Raw genomic sequence first — 16590 nt, 5'->3', positions numbered from 1 at the left:
GGCGATGCCGGGCCCGCGGCCCCGGGGCGCCCCGCGCGCTCACGCGCGGGACGTGCCCCGTTCGTTGCTCCTGCGTCGCGCTACTTCTTGCGGCGACGGCCGCCCTTCTGGGCCTTGCGGCGCTCGGCACGGGTCGTGCCGGCTCCCACGGGCGTGGACGAGGTGGTCTCGTTCGGCGAGTCGGTGGCGAAATCGCCCTCGACCACGCCGCCCTCGCCGTCCACCGTCGGGGCCGAGAAGTGCAGCCGGTCCGGGCGCTGCGGCGCGTCCAGGCCCTTGGCGTGGATCTCGGGGCGCGGCGCACCCGCGGGGACCTCGTCGCCCTTCTCCAGCGACGGGGCCGCGTCCTCCACCGGAACCTCCTCGACCTGCTGCTCCACCTGGACCTCCAGGTTGAACAGGTAGCCGACGGACTCCTCCTTGATGCCCTCCATCATGGCCGTGAACATGTCGAAGCCCTCCCGCTGGTACTCGACCAACGGGTCCTTCTGGGCCATCGCACGCAGGCCGATGCCCTCCTGGAGGTAGTCCATCTCGTAGAGGTGCTCGCGCCACTTGCGGTCGAGGACGGACAGCACCACGCGGCGCTCAAGCTCCCGCATGATGTCCGAACCGAGCTGCTCCTCACGCGCCGCGTACTGCGCGTGGATGTCGTCCTTGATGGCGTCGGTGATGAACTCGGCGGTGAGCCCGGCGCGGTCGCCGCCCACCTCGTCCTCAAGCTCCTCGATGGTCACCTGCACCGGGTAGAGCTGCTTGAACGCGCCCCACAGCCGGTCCAGGTCCCACTCCTCGGCGAACCCCTCCACGGTCTCGGCCTGCACGTAGGCGTCGATCGTGTCGTCCATGAAGTGCACCACCTGCTCGTGCAGGTCCTCGCCCTCCAGGACGCGGCGGCGCTCGCCGTAGATGACCTCACGCTGCCGGTTGAGCACCTCGTCGTACTTCAGGACGTTCTTACGCGTCTCGAAGTTCTGCTGCTCGACCTGCGACTGCGCGGAGGCGATGGCGCGGGTGACCATCTTGTTCTCGATCGGTACGTCGTCGGGCACGTTGGCCATCGACATCACGCGCTCGACCATCTGGGCCTTGAACAGCCGCATCAGGTCGTCGCCGAGCGAGAGGTAGAAGCGGGACTCGCCCGGGTCGCCCTGTCGGCCGGAACGACCGCGGAGCTGGTTGTCGATGCGCCGCGACTCGTGCCGCTCGGTGCCCAACACGTACAGCCCGCCGAGCTCCTTGACCTCCTCGTGCTCCGCCTTGACCGCGGCCTTGGCGCGCTCCAGGGCGGCGGGCAGCGCGGCGGCCCACTCCTCGACGTGCTCGACCGGGTCCAGGCCCTTGCCGCGCAGCTCGTTCTCGGCCAGGTCGTCCGGGTTGCCACCGAGCTGGATGTCGGTGCCACGGCCGGCCATGTTGGTCGCCACGGTGACCGCGCCCTTGCGCCCGGCCTGGGCGACGATCGTCGCCTCCCGGTCGTGCTGCTTGGCGTTGAGCACCTCGTGCCGCACACCGCGCTTGGTGAGCTGCTGCGAGAGGTACTCCGACTTCTCCACCGAGGTCGTACCGACCAGGACCGGCTGGCCCTTCTCGTGCTTCTCGGCGATGTCCTCGACGACCGCGTCGAACTTCGCGGGCTCGGTGCGGTAGATCAGGTCGGCCTGGTCGATGCGGACCATCGGCCGGTTGGTCGGGATCGGGACGACGCCGAGCTTGTAGATCTGGTGGAACTCGGCGGCCTCGGTCATCGCCGTACCGGTCATGCCCGACAGCGTGCCGTAGAGGCGGAAGAAGTTCTGGAGGGTGATCGTGGCGAGGGTCTGGTTCTCGTCCTTGATGTCCACCCCTTCCTTCGCCTCGATCGCCTGGTGCATGCCCTCGTTGTAGCGGCGGCCGGCGAGGATACGGCCCGTGTGCTCGTCGACGATCATGACTTCGCCGTCGATGACGACGTAGTCCTTGTCCTTCTTGAACAGTTCCTTCGCCTTGATGGCGTTGTTCAGGTAACCGACGAGCGGGGTGTTGACCGACTCGTAGAGGTTGTCGATGCCCAGCCAGTTCTCGACCTTGGTGACACCGGTGTCGTGGATGCCGACGGTCCGCTTCTTCTCGTCGACCTCGTAGTCGCCGGTCTCCTGCTGCGGGTTGCCGTTCTCGTCCCGCTTGAGCGGGTTGGCCGCCTCGCCGCGGTTCAGCCGCTTCACCAGCTTGGCGAAGTCGCCGTACCACTTGGTCGCCTGGTCGGCGGGGCCGGAGATGATCAGCGGCGTACGCGCCTCGTCGACGAGGATCGAGTCGACCTCGTCCACGATCGCGAAGTTGTGCCCGCGCTGCACCAGCTCGTCCTTCGACCACGCCATGTTGTCGCGCAGGTAGTCGAAGCCGAACTCGTTGTTGGTGCCGTACGTGATGTCGCAGTTGTACATCTCGCGGCGCTGCGCCGGCGTCATGTTGGCGAGGATGCAGCCGACGGACAGGCCGAGGAACTTGTGCACCCGGCCCATCAGCTCGGAGTCGCGCTCGGCCAGGTAGTCGTTGACCGTGATCAGGTGCACGCCCTTGCCGGACAGGCCGTTCAGGTACGCGGGCAGCGTGCCGACGAGGGTCTTGCCCTCACCGGTCTTCATCTCGGCGACGTAGCCGTTGTGCAGCGCGGCGCCGCCCATGATCTGGACGTCGTAGTGGCGCTGGCCGAGCACGCGCTTGGCGGCCTCACGGACCGTGGCGAACGCCTCGGGCAGGAGGTCGTCGAGGCTCTCACCGTCCGCGTACCGCTCCTTGTACTCGTCCGTGAGAGCGCGCAGCTCTGCGTCGGAGAGGTTCAGGAAGTCCTCTTCGATGGAGTTGACCTGGCCCGCGATGCGGTGCAGCTTGCGCAGGATCTTGCCTTCGCCTGCACGCATGAGCTTGTTGAGGACGGACACGTAGGCTGGCTCCTTGCCGGTCGGACCTGGCACGGTTGGGGGTGCGCTAGCGCGGCATTATCGGGGGCCACGGGGCCTGCCGCAACGGCCATCGTAAGTCAGGACCAGCCCACCCCGGGAGGTCCGTCGGCACGAAGGCTCGCTATCGCCCGCTGTGTCAACGTCCGAACCCCGCGGAAGGTGCCTGGAGAACGCCCGGAAGGACGGGACCGCCTCCCCCACCCCGACCACCGTCCGTACGGCACTTTTCACCCGCAGTACGGGACTTTCCACCGCACTCCCGCGCGCTCCGGGTCAGACCGCGCCAGGTCACCCGCACGGAGCGGCGCGCCCTGGCCCGCCCCGTCCCCGCCCTGTTCCATCCCCTTCCCGTCCCCGCCCTGCCCCGTCCCGGCAGTACGCGCGCACGCGCGCGGGTTTGCCGGTTCCGTCCACGGGGCCCCGCCCGTAGGGGCGCTACGCGTCCGCGCGCGGGGCTGTCCCCGTTCCCGGGGAACCTCCCGGAACTCCAGCGCGACGCCGTGGCCGCCGCACGCGCCCGCGACGCGCGCGAGGAGGGAGGGCGGCTGCCGGCCCGAGGACCTACGCCCGGCCCTCGCCCGTACGCGCGAGGCGCGCGGTGCTCCGAACCCGACACGTACTCGACAGCGACAGGCGCCACCCGCCCAGGCCGCCAGCCAGCCGCACCGCACCTCGCCGCGCGTCACGGACCGCCCACGCGGCCCGGCCCGCGCCCGCCCCCAGAGGGGCCGAGAGGTCAGCGGAGCCGCGGCCGGTCACCACGTCAACGGCGGAGCCGACCGCCCGAGCCGCTTCCCCCGCATCGCAGCAGGTGGGCAAGGGTGCAGGCGCACCCGGCGCGGGCGCGGGCCGCACGAACCGGCCGCCACAAATCCGTTTCCCTCGCCCCCGTAGACCGACCAGAATCAGTTCATGGAGCCCGTCATACTCAGCACCGAGCGCCTCGTCCTGCGCCCCTTCGAGCCGGCCGACACGGATGCCGTCCTCGCCGCCTGCCAGGACCCCGACATCCCGCGGTGGACGAACGTGCCGTCGCCCTACACGCGCGAGCACGCGCACGACTTCGTGGCCTTGGCCTGCCCGAAGGGCTGGCGCGACGACGCCACGTACAACTTCGCCGTCACCACCAAGGACGGCGCGTTCGTGGGCGCCATCGGCCTGATCCACCATGCGGCGGGCATCTCGAACCGACAGTCCGAACTCGGCTACTGGACGGCCAAGGAGCAGCGCGGCCACGGCTACACCGCCGAGGCCGGCCGCCGCCTTGCGCTCTGGGCCTTCGAGGACCTGGGCGTGGAGCGCCTGGAGTGGTACGCCGAGGTCGGCAACGAAGGCTCGCGCGCGGTGGCCCGCTCGATCGGCTTCCAGGTGGAAGGCGTCCTGCGCGCCCGCCTCGTCCACCAGGGGGTTCGCCGCGACGCCTGGCTCGGCGCCCTCCTCCCCACCGATCTCGGACTCCCGGCCACCTCCGCGTACCTGCCGGCCCCCGAACGCCCCTGACCCGCCTCGCCACGAACGCGTGGGCCCGCGGGCCCGCGGGCCCGGCACAGCGGCGAGCCGCCCACGACCGGGCCACCGCTCTGCCGGCGCTCGTACGGGCCCGGGGCGGTCCGCCGCCCCGGGCAGCGGCGGGCGGCCGGCGCCCACGAGGCGCGTCCGCCCGGCAGCGCCGCCAGCCCAGCACACTGGTCAAAGCCGCTGGTCAAAGGCGTTGTCAGTGGCACCGTTTACTGTGGCCCGCATGACAACTCCCGTGTCAGCGAACCGCAGCACGCCACCCGCCGGTGCGCCGGCGGACAGCGCCCGCCCCGAGTTCACCCTGTCCGCCGACGAGGCCCGCCGCATAGCGCTGCGGGCCCAGGGGCTGCTCGGTGCGCGGGACCAGCGGTCGGGTGTGCGCGGTGTGCTGCGTTCGCTGGGAGCGGTCCAGTTGGACACGATCTCGGTGCTGGCCCGGTCACACGAACTGGTGCCGTACGCCCGGCTGGGCGCCGTCGGCCGCGACACGGTGGACTCGGCGTACTGGACCGAGACACACAGCTTCGAGTACTGGTCGCACGCCGCCTGCATCCTGCCGATCGAGGAGTGGCCGCACTTCGCCTTCCGCCGCCGTGCCTACCGCGACCGCCCGCACTGGAACCAGGACCTGCCATCGGGGGCGTACGACCAGGTCATCGCCCAGTTGCGGGCCGAGGGGCCACTGACCGCCAGCCAACTGGGCGGCGCCAAGAACGGCGGCGAATGGTGGGACTGGTCGGCCGCCAAGATCGCTGTCGAACGCGCCCTGATGTACGGCGAGGTGGTCTGCACCGAGCGGCGCGGCTGGAAGCGGGTGTACGACCTGGCCGAGCGCGCCGTCCCCGAGCACCTGTTGCACGACGAACTGCCGGACGCGGAGTGCCTGCGCCGACTGGTCGCCCAGGCCGGCGTGGCGATGGGCGTGGCCACCCGCGCGGACCTCGCCGACTACCACCGACTCAAGAACGAGCAGGTGGCCGCCGTCATAGCGGATACGGGGCTGACGCCGGTCGAGGTCGTGGGCTGGGACAAGCCGGCCTGGGCCGACCCGGCCGCGCTCGCCGCCGAGTCCGCGGGGCGCCGGGAGCGCCACCGCACCACCCTGCTGTCCCCCTTCGACTCCCTGATCTGGGACCGCCCGCGCACCCAGCGCATCTTCGACTTCACCCACCGCCTTGAGGCGTACGTCCCCAAGCCCAAGCGGATACACGGCTATTTCGCGATGCCCCTGCTGGCCGGCGGCAAGCTGGTGGGCCGCGTCGACCCGGCCAGGGAAGGCAAGACCCTGGTGGCCCGGCAGCTCTCCCTGCGCGGCCCGAAGGACGTACCCGCCATGGCCCGCGCACTGCGGGAGGCCGCCGACTGGGTGGGCTGCGAGGAGATCCGCGTGGAGCGGATCAACCACCCCGAACTAGCAACCCCACTCACCACGGCCCTCGCCTAGCCGACCCCCACCGCGTACCACGACCGTCAAGCAATTAGCCCTGACCCGACCAACCAACTCACATCGGCCCGCGCATTCCTGACGCCACGTCACATAGCTGGCGCCGCCGGAAACCGACACCGGAAGCCCGCAGCCCACGGCCGGGACCAAGCACGCCCCGGGCGGCCGTCACGATCGGCGTCACCGTCGGCGTCGCAGGCGGAAACAGGGCCGGCAGCCCGAGGCCTGCGAGGGCAGCCGGCTCGGGCGGCGTTCATCTGATTTCGAGGATCTTCTCGCGCATCGCGTACACCACGGCTTCCATCCGGGAGTGGAGTTGCAGTTTCTCCAGGATGTTGCGGACGTGGTTCTTGACCGTGTTCTCGCTGATGAAGAGTTCCTTGGCGATGTCGCGGTTGTTCATGCCGGTCGCCACGAGCTTGAGCACCTCAAGCTCACGGTCCGTCAACCGCGGCGCGGGCACCAGGCGCCGCTCGTCGGTGCGCTGAATCATTGACTTGAACTCGGTCAGCAACTTCGACGCCATCGAGGGACTGATCTGCGACTGCCCGTCCGCCACGGCCCGGATCGCCGTCGCCACCTCATCGGTGGAGATCTCCTTGAGGAGGTACCCGGTGGCCCCCGCCTTGATCGCCTCGTAGAGGTCGGCTTCCTCGTCGCTGATCGTCAGCATGATGATCTTCGCGCTGGGGGCCACCTCCTTGATGGAGGTACACGCCTCGATCCCACCCCGCTTGGGCATTCGGACATCCATCAACACGATGTCGGGAAGCAGGTCGGCCGCCTTCTCCACGGCCTCCGCCCCGTCCCCGGCCTCGCCGATGACCTGGATGTCCTCCTCCTGCGCAAGAACGATCTCCAACCCCCGGCGGAAGAGCGCGTGATCGTCCACCACGAGGACCCGGATCGGCTCCTTGCTCGACTCGCCCCTGTCCGTTCCGACGTCGACGCGGTCACCGTCGTCATCGTCGGGCACGGGCCCGAAGCTGTCCGCCATCGTTCCTCCCCCATGAAGGCCGTGGCCTTGCGGTTGCACCTAGCTCTGCACGCCAACCAGTCCCCACCGAGCGCCGATTGACCACGCCGCCATGATTCCATGCCCGCGGGGTGGACCGGTGCTCCCGCTCTCCGCACGGTAGTGCCCCGGAGGCCCAATTCGACCCTCCCGGGGCACTCCCTACACCGTCGTATGAGACACGGTCGGAACCGCACCTCGTGGATCAATTCCAGTCAGCTCCGCCGGGCCACCCGCCTCGGAGCCGCGGCCGTACGGGCCTTGGCTCCGCATCCGTACGGACCGCTCGCGGCCCACCCGGCAACCGCCAACCGGGCCTGCGCCCGTCAGCCGGCGTCAGCCACCGAGCGCGCCCCCGGCACCGCCGGGCTCCTCACCGACGAACGCCTCCGTCTTGAGGTGGATGACGCCGTAGTCATAGCCGTGCCGCCGGTAGACGACGCTCGGGTGGTTGGTGTCGGAGTCGACGAACAGGTAGAAGTCATGACCGACCAACTCCATCTCGTACAGGGCCTGGTCGAGCGTCATCGGCGCCGCGGCGTGCGTCTTCTCGCGGACGATGAGCGGGCCCTCGCCGCGCACTTCGAGGGAACCCATGCGCGTGGTCGGCACGGTGTCCGCGCCACCGTCCTCAGCGCTCTCCCCCGTGCCGTTGATGCGCGCGGCATCCGGCACGGCCACGGCGACGTCGCTCGCCGGGATACGCCCGTTCCCCCGCCGTGCGTGACGCTTGTCGTTCTGCTTGCGCAACCGCTGTTCCAGCTTGCCCGTGGCAAGGTCCAGCGCTGCGTACGGATCGGCCGCGGCGGCTTCCGCCCTGATCACCGGCCCCCGGGAGCGGAGCGTGATCTCCACTCGGTCGGAACGGTCGGCCTGGCGCGGGTTGTGTTCCTTGGACACCTCGACGTCGAGGCTGATCACCTTGCCGTCGAGCTTCTGGATCTTCTCCAGCTTCAGCTTCTCGGCCACGTGCTTGCGGAACCGCTCCGGCACCTCTGTCTTGCGGCCCTTCACGACGATGTCCACGCAGAACTCCGTTCCCGGATTGCTCCGTTGGCTGTTCGAAGCCATCCGTTTCGCACTGGGCCCGGGAGATTTCCGGGCCCCCGACTCGGCGGCTTTCACCTCCTTCTCCCCCGCCATTGGGATTTACACCCCACAGTGTTCACGTTTCCATGGAACACAGAAAAGCATGAAGCACGCTAAGCGGATATCAGCGCCATAGTGGCCCGTAGTCCTCACAACCGAACATAGCTCGATCAGCCCGAAGTCGGCACCCCCTACCGGCACGTACCTCCGTTCAGGTGCTTTTTCCCTGTTACTAGCTGCAACGACCCGGGTTTGCCATCAGTTCCGATTCGCGCCAAACGCACTCTCCGAAGCAGCGATCACCGCAGCCCCGACCAGCCCACCCACCACGCTTCCGGCCCCACCACCGCACGCCACACCCCCGGCCCCGGCTCTGACCCCGACACAGCAGACCGCGCTTCCGGCCCCAGCTCCAGCCCCGCCTCCGGCACCGCACGCCCCGCGCCCGACCCGGGCCCCGCAGCGCCGACAGGCCCCACCGGGCGCGGTCTCGTACTCCTCGTCACCGGCCGTCTCACCCGCACCTCCCTCCCTGGCACCGCGTGCCAGCTCCGCCGGCAACCCGGCGCACCGTCTCCCTCCCTCCCGAACCCCGGGCGACGCCGCCAGCACCACCCCTGCCTCCGCACCCGGCGAACCCACCACACCCCGCACCACCCGGGCCGCCTCGGCAAGCGAGGCCCCGGTCGTCATCAGGTCGTCCACCAGCACCACGGAGCCACCGGCCAACACCCGCTCCGCACCCCGGGCCACCCGCAGCGCGCCCGCCATGTTGACCCTCCGCTGCACGGCACTCAGGCCCGCCTGGTCAAGCACCGGGCGCTGCTGTCGCAGCACCGGCAACGCCCGCGCCGGCACCCCCTGTCGCCGCAGCTCACGCGCCGCAGCCCGGGCGATCCGCACCATCGGGTCGTGCCCGCGCGCAGCCACCGCCCGCCGTGCGGAAGGCATCGGCACGAGCAACAGCGGCCCCTTCACCACACCCGCCCCGACCAGCGCCGCGAGCCCCGCCCCCGCCTCAGCTATCCCGTACGCCCCCGCCCCGGCCTCCACCCGCACCCGCACCCGCTCGCTCGCGCCCTCAGCCGTATCCACCCACCCACCGTGCGCACCCCCGCCACCGCCTTCCGCACCTACCGGGACACGCCGCACGCACACTCGCCGCCGGACGGCACCGCGTGCCACCTCCACTGACCGCACAGCCCCAGAACCGCGCGACGCCCCGCACGCCACCACCGCGCACACCGCCAGCGCCAGTGCCGTGCCCAACGGGCCCACCAGCCGTAACGCACCCCGCTCCTTGTGCGCGAGCAGCACTTCCCGGCACGCACCCGCATAGGCCGCTGCCGCCCATACCGCAGGCAGCCCAGAAGGCAGCGGGCTCGGCCACACCCGACGCGCCCCCGTACCCAACAGCACCCGCTGGCACCGTGCGCACAGCACCCGTCGAGGCGCCCCGCACCCCGCACAGTCCACCGGCAGCATCAGCCCCGCCGTCTCGCTCCACCATCCCCGCATGAGTCCACTGTCCCGCCGCGGCCCCGGGCCCGCCACCCCTGTGGATAACTCTGCCGAGCCAGTGCACCCACTTCCGCCCTTCGCGGGAAAAGCACAGGTCAGGGCGGCGCACAACGGCTCACAGCACAGTGGTCGGCTCTCGCTTCACCATCGCATCCGGCACCGCGGAGTACGCTCCTCCGGCTCCGCCACCCTCGCCACGGCCGATCCGGCCCCGCTCCACCAGCCCGCGGAACGGCAAGAGGACGAGGGCAGCCGCACCAGCGTGCAACCGCCCTCGTCCCCGTACTCAAGCGCCCCGGCGCGCACCCCGCCCGCCGCCAACAACCGGCCGACGCCGCCCGACCGGTCCGGCCCCGCTCCAGCCGCGAAAGCCCACCAACGGCCCGTGCAAGGACGAAATCCCGAGGTGGCCCCGGTAGTGGCCCCGGCCTCAGACAGCCCCGAGCAGGGACCGCCGTAGCACCGTCACCCCGGGTAGACCGGCGCCGTCCCCTCCTTGACGACCGTCTTCCAGTTCTCATTCGGCGGCAGCCGGACGATCCCGTCCGACGCCTCGGCGATCAGTGGCCGGTTCTCGTCCTCCGAAGCGGCAAGCTGCCGCACCTTGCCCGGCCCCGGCACCGTGGCGCTGTTCCCAGGCGAGCCATCCGTCTGTACGAAGCTCAGCTCCTGCACCCCGCCGGACTCCGTGCCGGCCACCACCAACCGGCTGCCCCCGGCCCACGAGACGGCGTCCACGTCGTTGAGCTGCGGCGCGAGCGCGCGCAGCCCCCTGATCGACAGCGTGGGATCGGCGGGCGTCGTCGCGCGTTCGATGCGGCCCAACCACAGCGTCGTATGGCCACGACGCTCGATCAGCAGGGCGATCCGCGTACTGTCAGCGGCGACGCGCAGCGCTACGATCCGGCCACCGTCGAGCCCGGTGATGTTGACCTCTTCCGGCTCCCCCACCCCACCGGCCAACCGCACCAACCGCGGCTTGCTCGGGCTGCGATCCGCCACCCACAGGTCACCCAAACCATCCCAACTCGGTACGGTCAGCCCGGCGTCCCGGCCGCCGCTGGCACTGTGCAACCGCGAATCCCCGCGCTCCACCCCGGGCTTGAGGTCCGCCACGTATAGGTCCCGCCCGTTGTGCGACACCCCTGCCGCGGTCCGCTCGTCGCGCGCCACGGCCACCGACCCCAGGTCCGCGCCCTGCTCGCCGAACGGCCCGGGCACATGGATCGGATCGTCACCGGCATTGTCGAGTTGGACCAGCCGGCGCTCCTGGTCGATGAAGTACTGGTTACTGGCCTCGCCATTGATCCGGTCCGGCGCGTACCCCTCGGCCTCCTCCCGGGTCAGGCTGCACAACTCGGTGCCGTCGGCCTTCTCCAGCGTCACGCTGCCGACCTTGGACGACGAAAGGTCCTGCACGGTGAACAACAGTTGCGCCGCCATCTCGTGACAGCGCAACTGGTCCACACCGGACGCGGCATTGCTCAGTTGCAGGCGCAGCCCGTTCGAGTTGTCGAGCCGCAGATGGCTGCTCTTCAGCTCGGTGCCGCTCGGGAACGACGTGCGAACCACCGGTTCGAGCCAGTTGGTGGGCCCGCCCAGCAGCGACTTGACCGTCGAGGTCACCGGATCGATCCACCGCCGCAAATAGACGGGGTCGGCGACCAGTACGTCCTTACCCACGGCCGACTTGCCGGTATCGGGCCCCAATTCCGCGAAGTAGTACTTGTTGACGGGGCGATAAATACGCTTGAAGTCCGATTCGCCCAGAACCAGCCCCGCCGGCAGCGAATCGATCCGCCATTGCGAACCCGACCTCGCCACGTGCAACCGTTCCTCATACGGTTTTTCGTCGGGCGCGTACGCGTGATTGGCATCGACCGTGGCGAGTTGCCGACCGGACAACACGACGTCATATCCCGTGCCCTCCGGATCCGACCTGCGCTCCACCCGCACCTTGGGCGCCTGGGCGAGCACGACCGTCTCCGCGGACGGGTTCCACCGGTCGTCCGCACGCCGCGTCAGATACTGCCGAGCCGTCTCGAATTCGGCCTCGTCGCTGGTGGTCGCCTCCAGGAAACCGAGTACGAGGTCCAGCGGCTCCTCATCGTTCCCCGGACGCACCCCGTATACCCGTACAGGTGAATCCGCATCGGCGCGTGGCGTGGACCCCACCTGCCGTACGTCACCGCTGTCGGGCATCGACGCACAGCCGGCCAGCAGCACCACGCCGACCGCCAGGACCACACCGGACCGCAACCGCGAGGCGCCGGCACGGAGCCGACGCCCGCGGCTCCCAGGCGCGCCGCTACCCTCCGGCGCGCCCCTACGACTCCGCGCGCCGGTAGCCCGCGGATTGAGGTCGAAGAAGCCACCAAGGCGGCCCGCGCCCCCACGTCGGCGGCTGGCGCCGACACCGCCATCAACACCCGCACCCGACCCGGTCGAGCCCTCCTCGATGCGCCCCACGGGCCGACGGCCGTACGCCGTGTTCTCAGCACGCACGGCGGTGGCTCCCTCGATCGCAGGCCAGCATCACTCCGAAGTCCCTTCTCGATCCGTACCGGGACCCGCCCCGCGCCCGCGGCCACCCGCATCGCCCTCACCAGCAGGATCGGCACCGCCGTTCCGCCCCGGCGATCCGGCACCACTGGCCCCGCTCCCACCACGGGCACCCGCCCCGCCCCGGCCGGCGTCCGTCGCACCCGATGCGCGCGGGCCCCTGCCGGCCGGCTCCGCCGCGCCTGCCCCCGGGGTGGAACCAGGACGTTTCGCCGGCAGTACGGAGACGGTGGCCCCGGTCACCCGATGGGCACCCGCGGACTTCCCGGGACGCGCACTCGTGGCCTCGGCCGACTCGCGCACCCCGGTGCCGCCCGGCCCCGCCGCCTCGCCCTGCCCCTCACCAGCACCAGCACCAGCAGGTTGCGCCGCATCACCAAGACGCGCACCACTGACAACATGCGCCCCCGAGCCCCGGCCACCCGCACCACCAGCCAACGTACTGCTACCGGCGCGCTCCGCAGCCTTGGCCGCCCGCAGCGCGCGCTTGCGCCGCGAGTCCTCCGGTTCGAGCGGTATGGGCGAGCCGCGCAACGCGTCACCCGCCGCACGCGGGAGCGTGAGCCGGAACTGCGACCCGCCCCCCGGCTCGCCCCACGCCTGGAGCCAGCCCCCGTGCAACCGCGCGTCCTCCTCCGCGATCGACAGGCCGAGCCCCGTACCGCCGGTGGTACGGGCACGCGCCGGGTCGGCCCGCCAGAAGCGGTTGAACACCCGCGTCGCCTCGCCCGGCTTCAGCCCGACCCCGTAGTCCCGTACGGCCACGGCCACGGCGCCGCTCTTGGCCGCCAGCCGCACCACCACGTCCTTGCCCTCACCGTGCTCGACGGCGTTCACCACGAGGTTGCGCAGCACCCGCTCCACCCGGCGCGCGTCGGCCTCCGCGATCACCGGGCGGTGGGCGCCACGGATGATGATCTGGCTGCCCTTCCGCTCGGCCAGCGGTTCCGCCCCGTCCACCACGCGTTTGACCACGTCACGCAGGTCGATCGGCTCGGCCTCCAGCGCCGCGGCCCCCGCGTCGAACCGGCTGATCTCCAACAGATCGGCGAGCAGCGACTCGAACCGGTCGAGCTGCCCACCCAGCAGCTCAGCCGACCGTGCCGTGGCCGGATCGAACTCGTCCCGCGCCTCATAAATCACATCGGCAGCCATCCGTACGGTCGTCAGCGGCGTCCGCAGCTCGTGCGAAACGTCCGATACGAACCGTCGCTGCATCCGGGACAGATCCTCAAGCTGCTGGATCTTGACCTGGAGGTTGTGCGCCATCTTGTTGAACGCCTCGCCGAGACGCGCGATGTCGTCCTCGCCGGTGACCTTCATCCGCTCCTGGAGCAGCCCGGCCGCGAGCCGCTCGGAGATCCCGGCGGCCATCCGCACCGGTGTGACGACCTGCCGCACCACCAGCCACGCAATGGCCCCGAGCAGCACCACCACGAACACGCCGGCGGTCGCGAGCGTGCCCTTCACCAGGCTCAGCGACTTCTCTTCCTGGGTGAACGGGAAGAGGTAGTAGAGCTGGTACGCCTCGCCGTTGATGTCGTTCAGCCGCTGGCCGATGACGAGCGCCGGCTCCCGCTTGTTCGAGGCGTCGTGCACGATGTTCGTGTACTGCTCGTGCGGGCCGGAATTCTGGTCGACCTGTTCCCGCAGGGTCTTGCTGATGCTCTCCTCGGGCTGGATTCCGCCCGAGGCGCGCGGCCCGCGCTTGCTGACCGTCCGCTCGCCCTCGGTCTCCGAGCTGAGCGCCACCACCGAGTAGACGCCCTGCCCACCACTGGCGAGCTGTTGCACCAGCGCGGTCAACCACGCGCCAGCGTCCCGGTTCCCCCGCGCGCCGCCCGCACCCTCATCGCCACTACGCGCGTCATCGGCGCTCTCGGCCGCGTCCTCGGCCGCGGTGAACCCGCCGACGGCCTGGCTCTGCGCAGCGTGCCGCTTGGCGTCCAGCAGCCCGTTGCGTACCTGCCCGATGACCACGACGCCGAGGATGAGCACCACACCGAGCGACATGAGCAAGGTGGTGGCGACCACCCGGAGCTGGATGTTCCGTCGGTAGAGCCGCGCAGCCGGCAGCAGCGGCCGTCGCACCCACCGGACGAACAGGCGCAGAACGGGGTGCACCGGCGCCCCGGAAGCCCCGTCGGGCAACAGGTTGCCGCCCCGCCAAAGCCGCCCGAACAGCGATATGTCGCTCCCCGCAGCCACGGGGCGCCCCGCACCACGCCCGTCGGTCGAGCCCCCCGCTGGAGGAGCGCCCGGCCCCGTCGGCTCCGGAGCAGCCCCACTTTCCGTCATCTCAGCTCGGCCCGGCCTTGTAACCCACCCCGCGTACGGTCACGACGATCTCCGGCCGCTCCGGGTCCTTCTCCACCTTCGAGCGCAACCGCTGCACGTGCACGTTCACCAGTCGGGTGTCCGCGGCGTGCCGGTATCCCCAGACCTGCTCAAGGAGCACCTCACGGGTGAATACCTGCCAGGGTTTACGGGCCAGCGCCACGAGCAAATCGAATTCCAGCGGGGTCAGGGCGATCGACTGCCCTTCTCGCTTCACCGAATGCCCCGCCACATCGATCACCAGATCACCGATGACCAACTGCTCGGGCACCGGTTCCTCGGACCGCCGCAGCCGCGCCCTTATCCGCGCGACCAGTTCTTTGGGCTTGAACGGCTTGACGATGTAGTCGTCCGCCCCCGACTCAAGTCCGACCACCACATCCACGGTGTCGCTCTTGGCCGTGAGCATCACGATCGGCACCCCGGACTCGGCCCGGATCAACCGGCACACCTCAATGCCGTCCCGCCCGGGCAACATCAAATCGAGCAGCACCAGATCGGGCTTGGTCTCACGAAACGCAGCAAGTGCTTTGTCCCCATCGGAAACGAACGACGGTTCAAAGCCTTCGCCGCGCAGCACAATGCCAAGCATTTCTGCCAGTGCGGTGTCGTCGTCGACGACAAGGACGCGTCCCTTCATGGCGACATCATCCCATTGTCGGACCCGGTGGCTAGACGTGGGCGATCACTCGTTCGCAGCATGTCCCACCTTCGCCGAGATCCGCCCGGACCGTTCCGCCGACACACCGCCGCCCTCAGGCAGCCCGAACCGCCCGCCCGCGCCCCATCGGGTACCCGAGCCGCTGCGGTTACGCCCGCCCGCACAGCTCAGCAAGCCCCACTGACGTCACAGGCGACACCACGCCACCTTCCGTCACGATCGCCGTCACCAGATCGGGCGGAGTCACATCGAAGGCGGGGTTGTACGCGGGCGTCCCCGCGGGCGCGATGGGCACGCGTACGGGGCCCTCATCACCGGGGCCCGAGGCGTGCGGCAGGGCGATCTCCGTGACCTCGTACCCGGGCCGCTGCTCGATCTCGATGGCCGCGCCGTCGGGAGTCGCCAGGTCGACGGTGGTGGCCGGCGCCACCACGATGAACGGCACGTGGTGATAGCGGGCGAGCACGGCCAGCGGATAGCTGCCCACCTTGTTCGCCACCGACCCGTCAGCGGCGATCCGATCCGCCCCGATCAGCACGGCGTCCACCTCACCCGCGGCGAACAGCGAACCCGCTGCGTTGTCGCTGAGCAGCGTGTACGGCATGCCGGCGCGCGCCGCCTCGTACGTCGTGAGCCGTGCCCCCTGGAGCAGTGGCCGCGTCTCGTCGACCCACAGCCTGCGCAGCCGGCCGCTCCGGTGTGCCGCCATCGCCACGGCCAACGCCGTACCCGCACCGCCGGACACCAACGCACCGGTGTTGCAGTGGGTGAGCACCCGATAGCCGTCGCCCGGCAGGAGTTCCTCCAGCAGGGCGAGGCCGTGCGCGGCCATCCGCTTGCTGGCCTCGGCGTCCTCCTGGTGCACCGCCCGCGCCTCACCCAACGCCGCTGCGGCGGCCCGTTCCCGGCCGGCCCCTCCGGCGACGGCCGTCTGATGGGCGCGAGCAGCCCGCCGTACGCCGTACCCGAGGTTGACCGCGGTCGGCCGGGCCTCGGCCAGCAATTTGGCGGCCTCGGCGACGTCGTCCCCGCGGCTGGCAGCCAGGGCGACCCCATAGGCTCCGGCGATACCGAGCGCGGGAGCACCTCGTACGGCGAGCGTACGAATGGCATCGACGAGGGCGGGGACGTCCGCACACACCCTCTGGACTTCCTCGGCGGGCAACCGCCGCTGGTCCAACAGGACCACCGCGGGTCCCGTCGCCAGCTCCTCCCAACGCACCGTCTGCGCGCCCTGCGGTACGAAGTTCTCCGACGACTCTGGCGATTCCGCACACTGATCGGCCATCTGCCCAGTGTGCCGCCTCCAGCACCGACTCCAGAAGAGCCACTACCCACCCATGTCGGACGGCTTCCCCCGCACACACAGCTCAGGACATACGACGCAGCCCGCTTCCCACATACAAAAAAAGGGGGGCTTGGTAGAGAATTCTCCCTACCAAGCCCCCCACAACGCATAGAAGCCCCGTCACGAACCAGGTTCGTAACGGGGCTTCTA

Annotated in this window: 10 protein-coding genes; 2 read left to right on the top strand and 8 right to left on the bottom strand. The window is 70.4% G+C overall.

The genetic code is table 11. The annotated features are described in order from the left end of the window. Positions 1-80: 80 nt before the first annotated feature. Positions 81-2924, bottom strand: coding sequence for a preprotein translocase subunit SecA (gene secA, locus ACMA1D_RS27900; RefSeq protein ID WP_414726763.1), 2844 nt, complete (start codon positions 2922-2924; stop codon positions 81-83). Between the two features lie 933 nt (positions 2925-3857). Here secA and ACMA1D_RS27895 point away from each other — a divergent pair. Beyond that, positions 3858-4445, top strand: a complete 588-nt coding sequence (locus ACMA1D_RS27895; RefSeq protein WP_414726762.1) for a GNAT family N-acetyltransferase — start codon at positions 3858-3860, stop codon at positions 4443-4445. Positions 4446-4686: 241 nt separating this feature from the next. Next, entirely contained in the window at positions 4687-5907 is a 1221-nt protein-coding gene (locus ACMA1D_RS27890) for a winged helix-turn-helix domain-containing protein (protein WP_414726761.1), read from the top strand. 253 nt (positions 5908-6160) lie between these two features. Here the strand turns inward: ACMA1D_RS27890 and ACMA1D_RS27885 are convergent, their stop codons facing one another. The 7 genes from ACMA1D_RS27885 to mtnA form a co-directional block, all read right to left on the bottom strand. Further along, on the bottom strand, positions 6161-6904 hold the full coding sequence (locus tag ACMA1D_RS27885; RefSeq protein ID WP_414726760.1) for a response regulator: 744 nt from the start codon (positions 6902-6904) through the stop codon (positions 6161-6163). A gap of 354 nt (positions 6905-7258) precedes the next feature. Then, the gene (gene hpf, locus ACMA1D_RS27880) at positions 7259-7948 is read right to left on the bottom strand and encodes a ribosome hibernation-promoting factor, HPF/YfiA family (RefSeq protein WP_414726759.1); all 690 of its coding nucleotides are present in this window, start codon (positions 7946-7948) and stop codon (positions 7259-7261) included. Positions 7949-8269: 321 nt separating this feature from the next. Next, complete coding sequence (locus tag ACMA1D_RS27875; RefSeq protein WP_414726758.1) at positions 8270-9106, bottom strand: ComF family protein; 837 nt, start codon at positions 9104-9106, stop codon at positions 8270-8272. Positions 9107-9997: 891 nt separating this feature from the next. Then, positions 9998-11761: an LpqB family beta-propeller domain-containing protein gene (locus tag ACMA1D_RS27870; RefSeq protein WP_414726757.1), complete on the bottom strand. Its 1764-nt coding sequence runs from the start codon at positions 11759-11761 to the stop codon at positions 9998-10000. Positions 11762-12067: 306 nt separating this feature from the next. After that, positions 12068-14392 carry an MtrAB system histidine kinase MtrB gene (gene mtrB, locus ACMA1D_RS27865; RefSeq protein ID WP_414726756.1) on the bottom strand — a complete coding sequence of 775 codons (2325 nt, stop codon included), beginning with the start codon at positions 14390-14392 and terminating at the stop codon, positions 12068-12070. A gap of 1 nt (position 14393) precedes the next feature. After that, positions 14394-15071, bottom strand: a complete 678-nt coding sequence (mtrA, locus tag ACMA1D_RS27860; protein WP_187062858.1) for a two-component system response regulator MtrA — start codon at positions 15069-15071, stop codon at positions 14394-14396. Positions 15072-15240: 169 nt separating this feature from the next. Then, the gene (gene mtnA / locus ACMA1D_RS27855) at positions 15241-16380 is read right to left on the bottom strand and encodes an S-methyl-5-thioribose-1-phosphate isomerase (protein WP_414726755.1); all 1140 of its coding nucleotides are present in this window, start codon (positions 16378-16380) and stop codon (positions 15241-15243) included. Positions 16381-16590 lie beyond the last annotated feature (210 nt).

The organism is Streptomyces sp. 796.1, assembly GCF_047525675.1.
In the GTDB taxonomy this organism is placed as follows: domain Bacteria; phylum Actinomycetota; class Actinomycetes; order Streptomycetales; family Streptomycetaceae; genus Streptomyces.
This window is presented reverse-complemented; position numbering and strand designations above follow the sequence as displayed.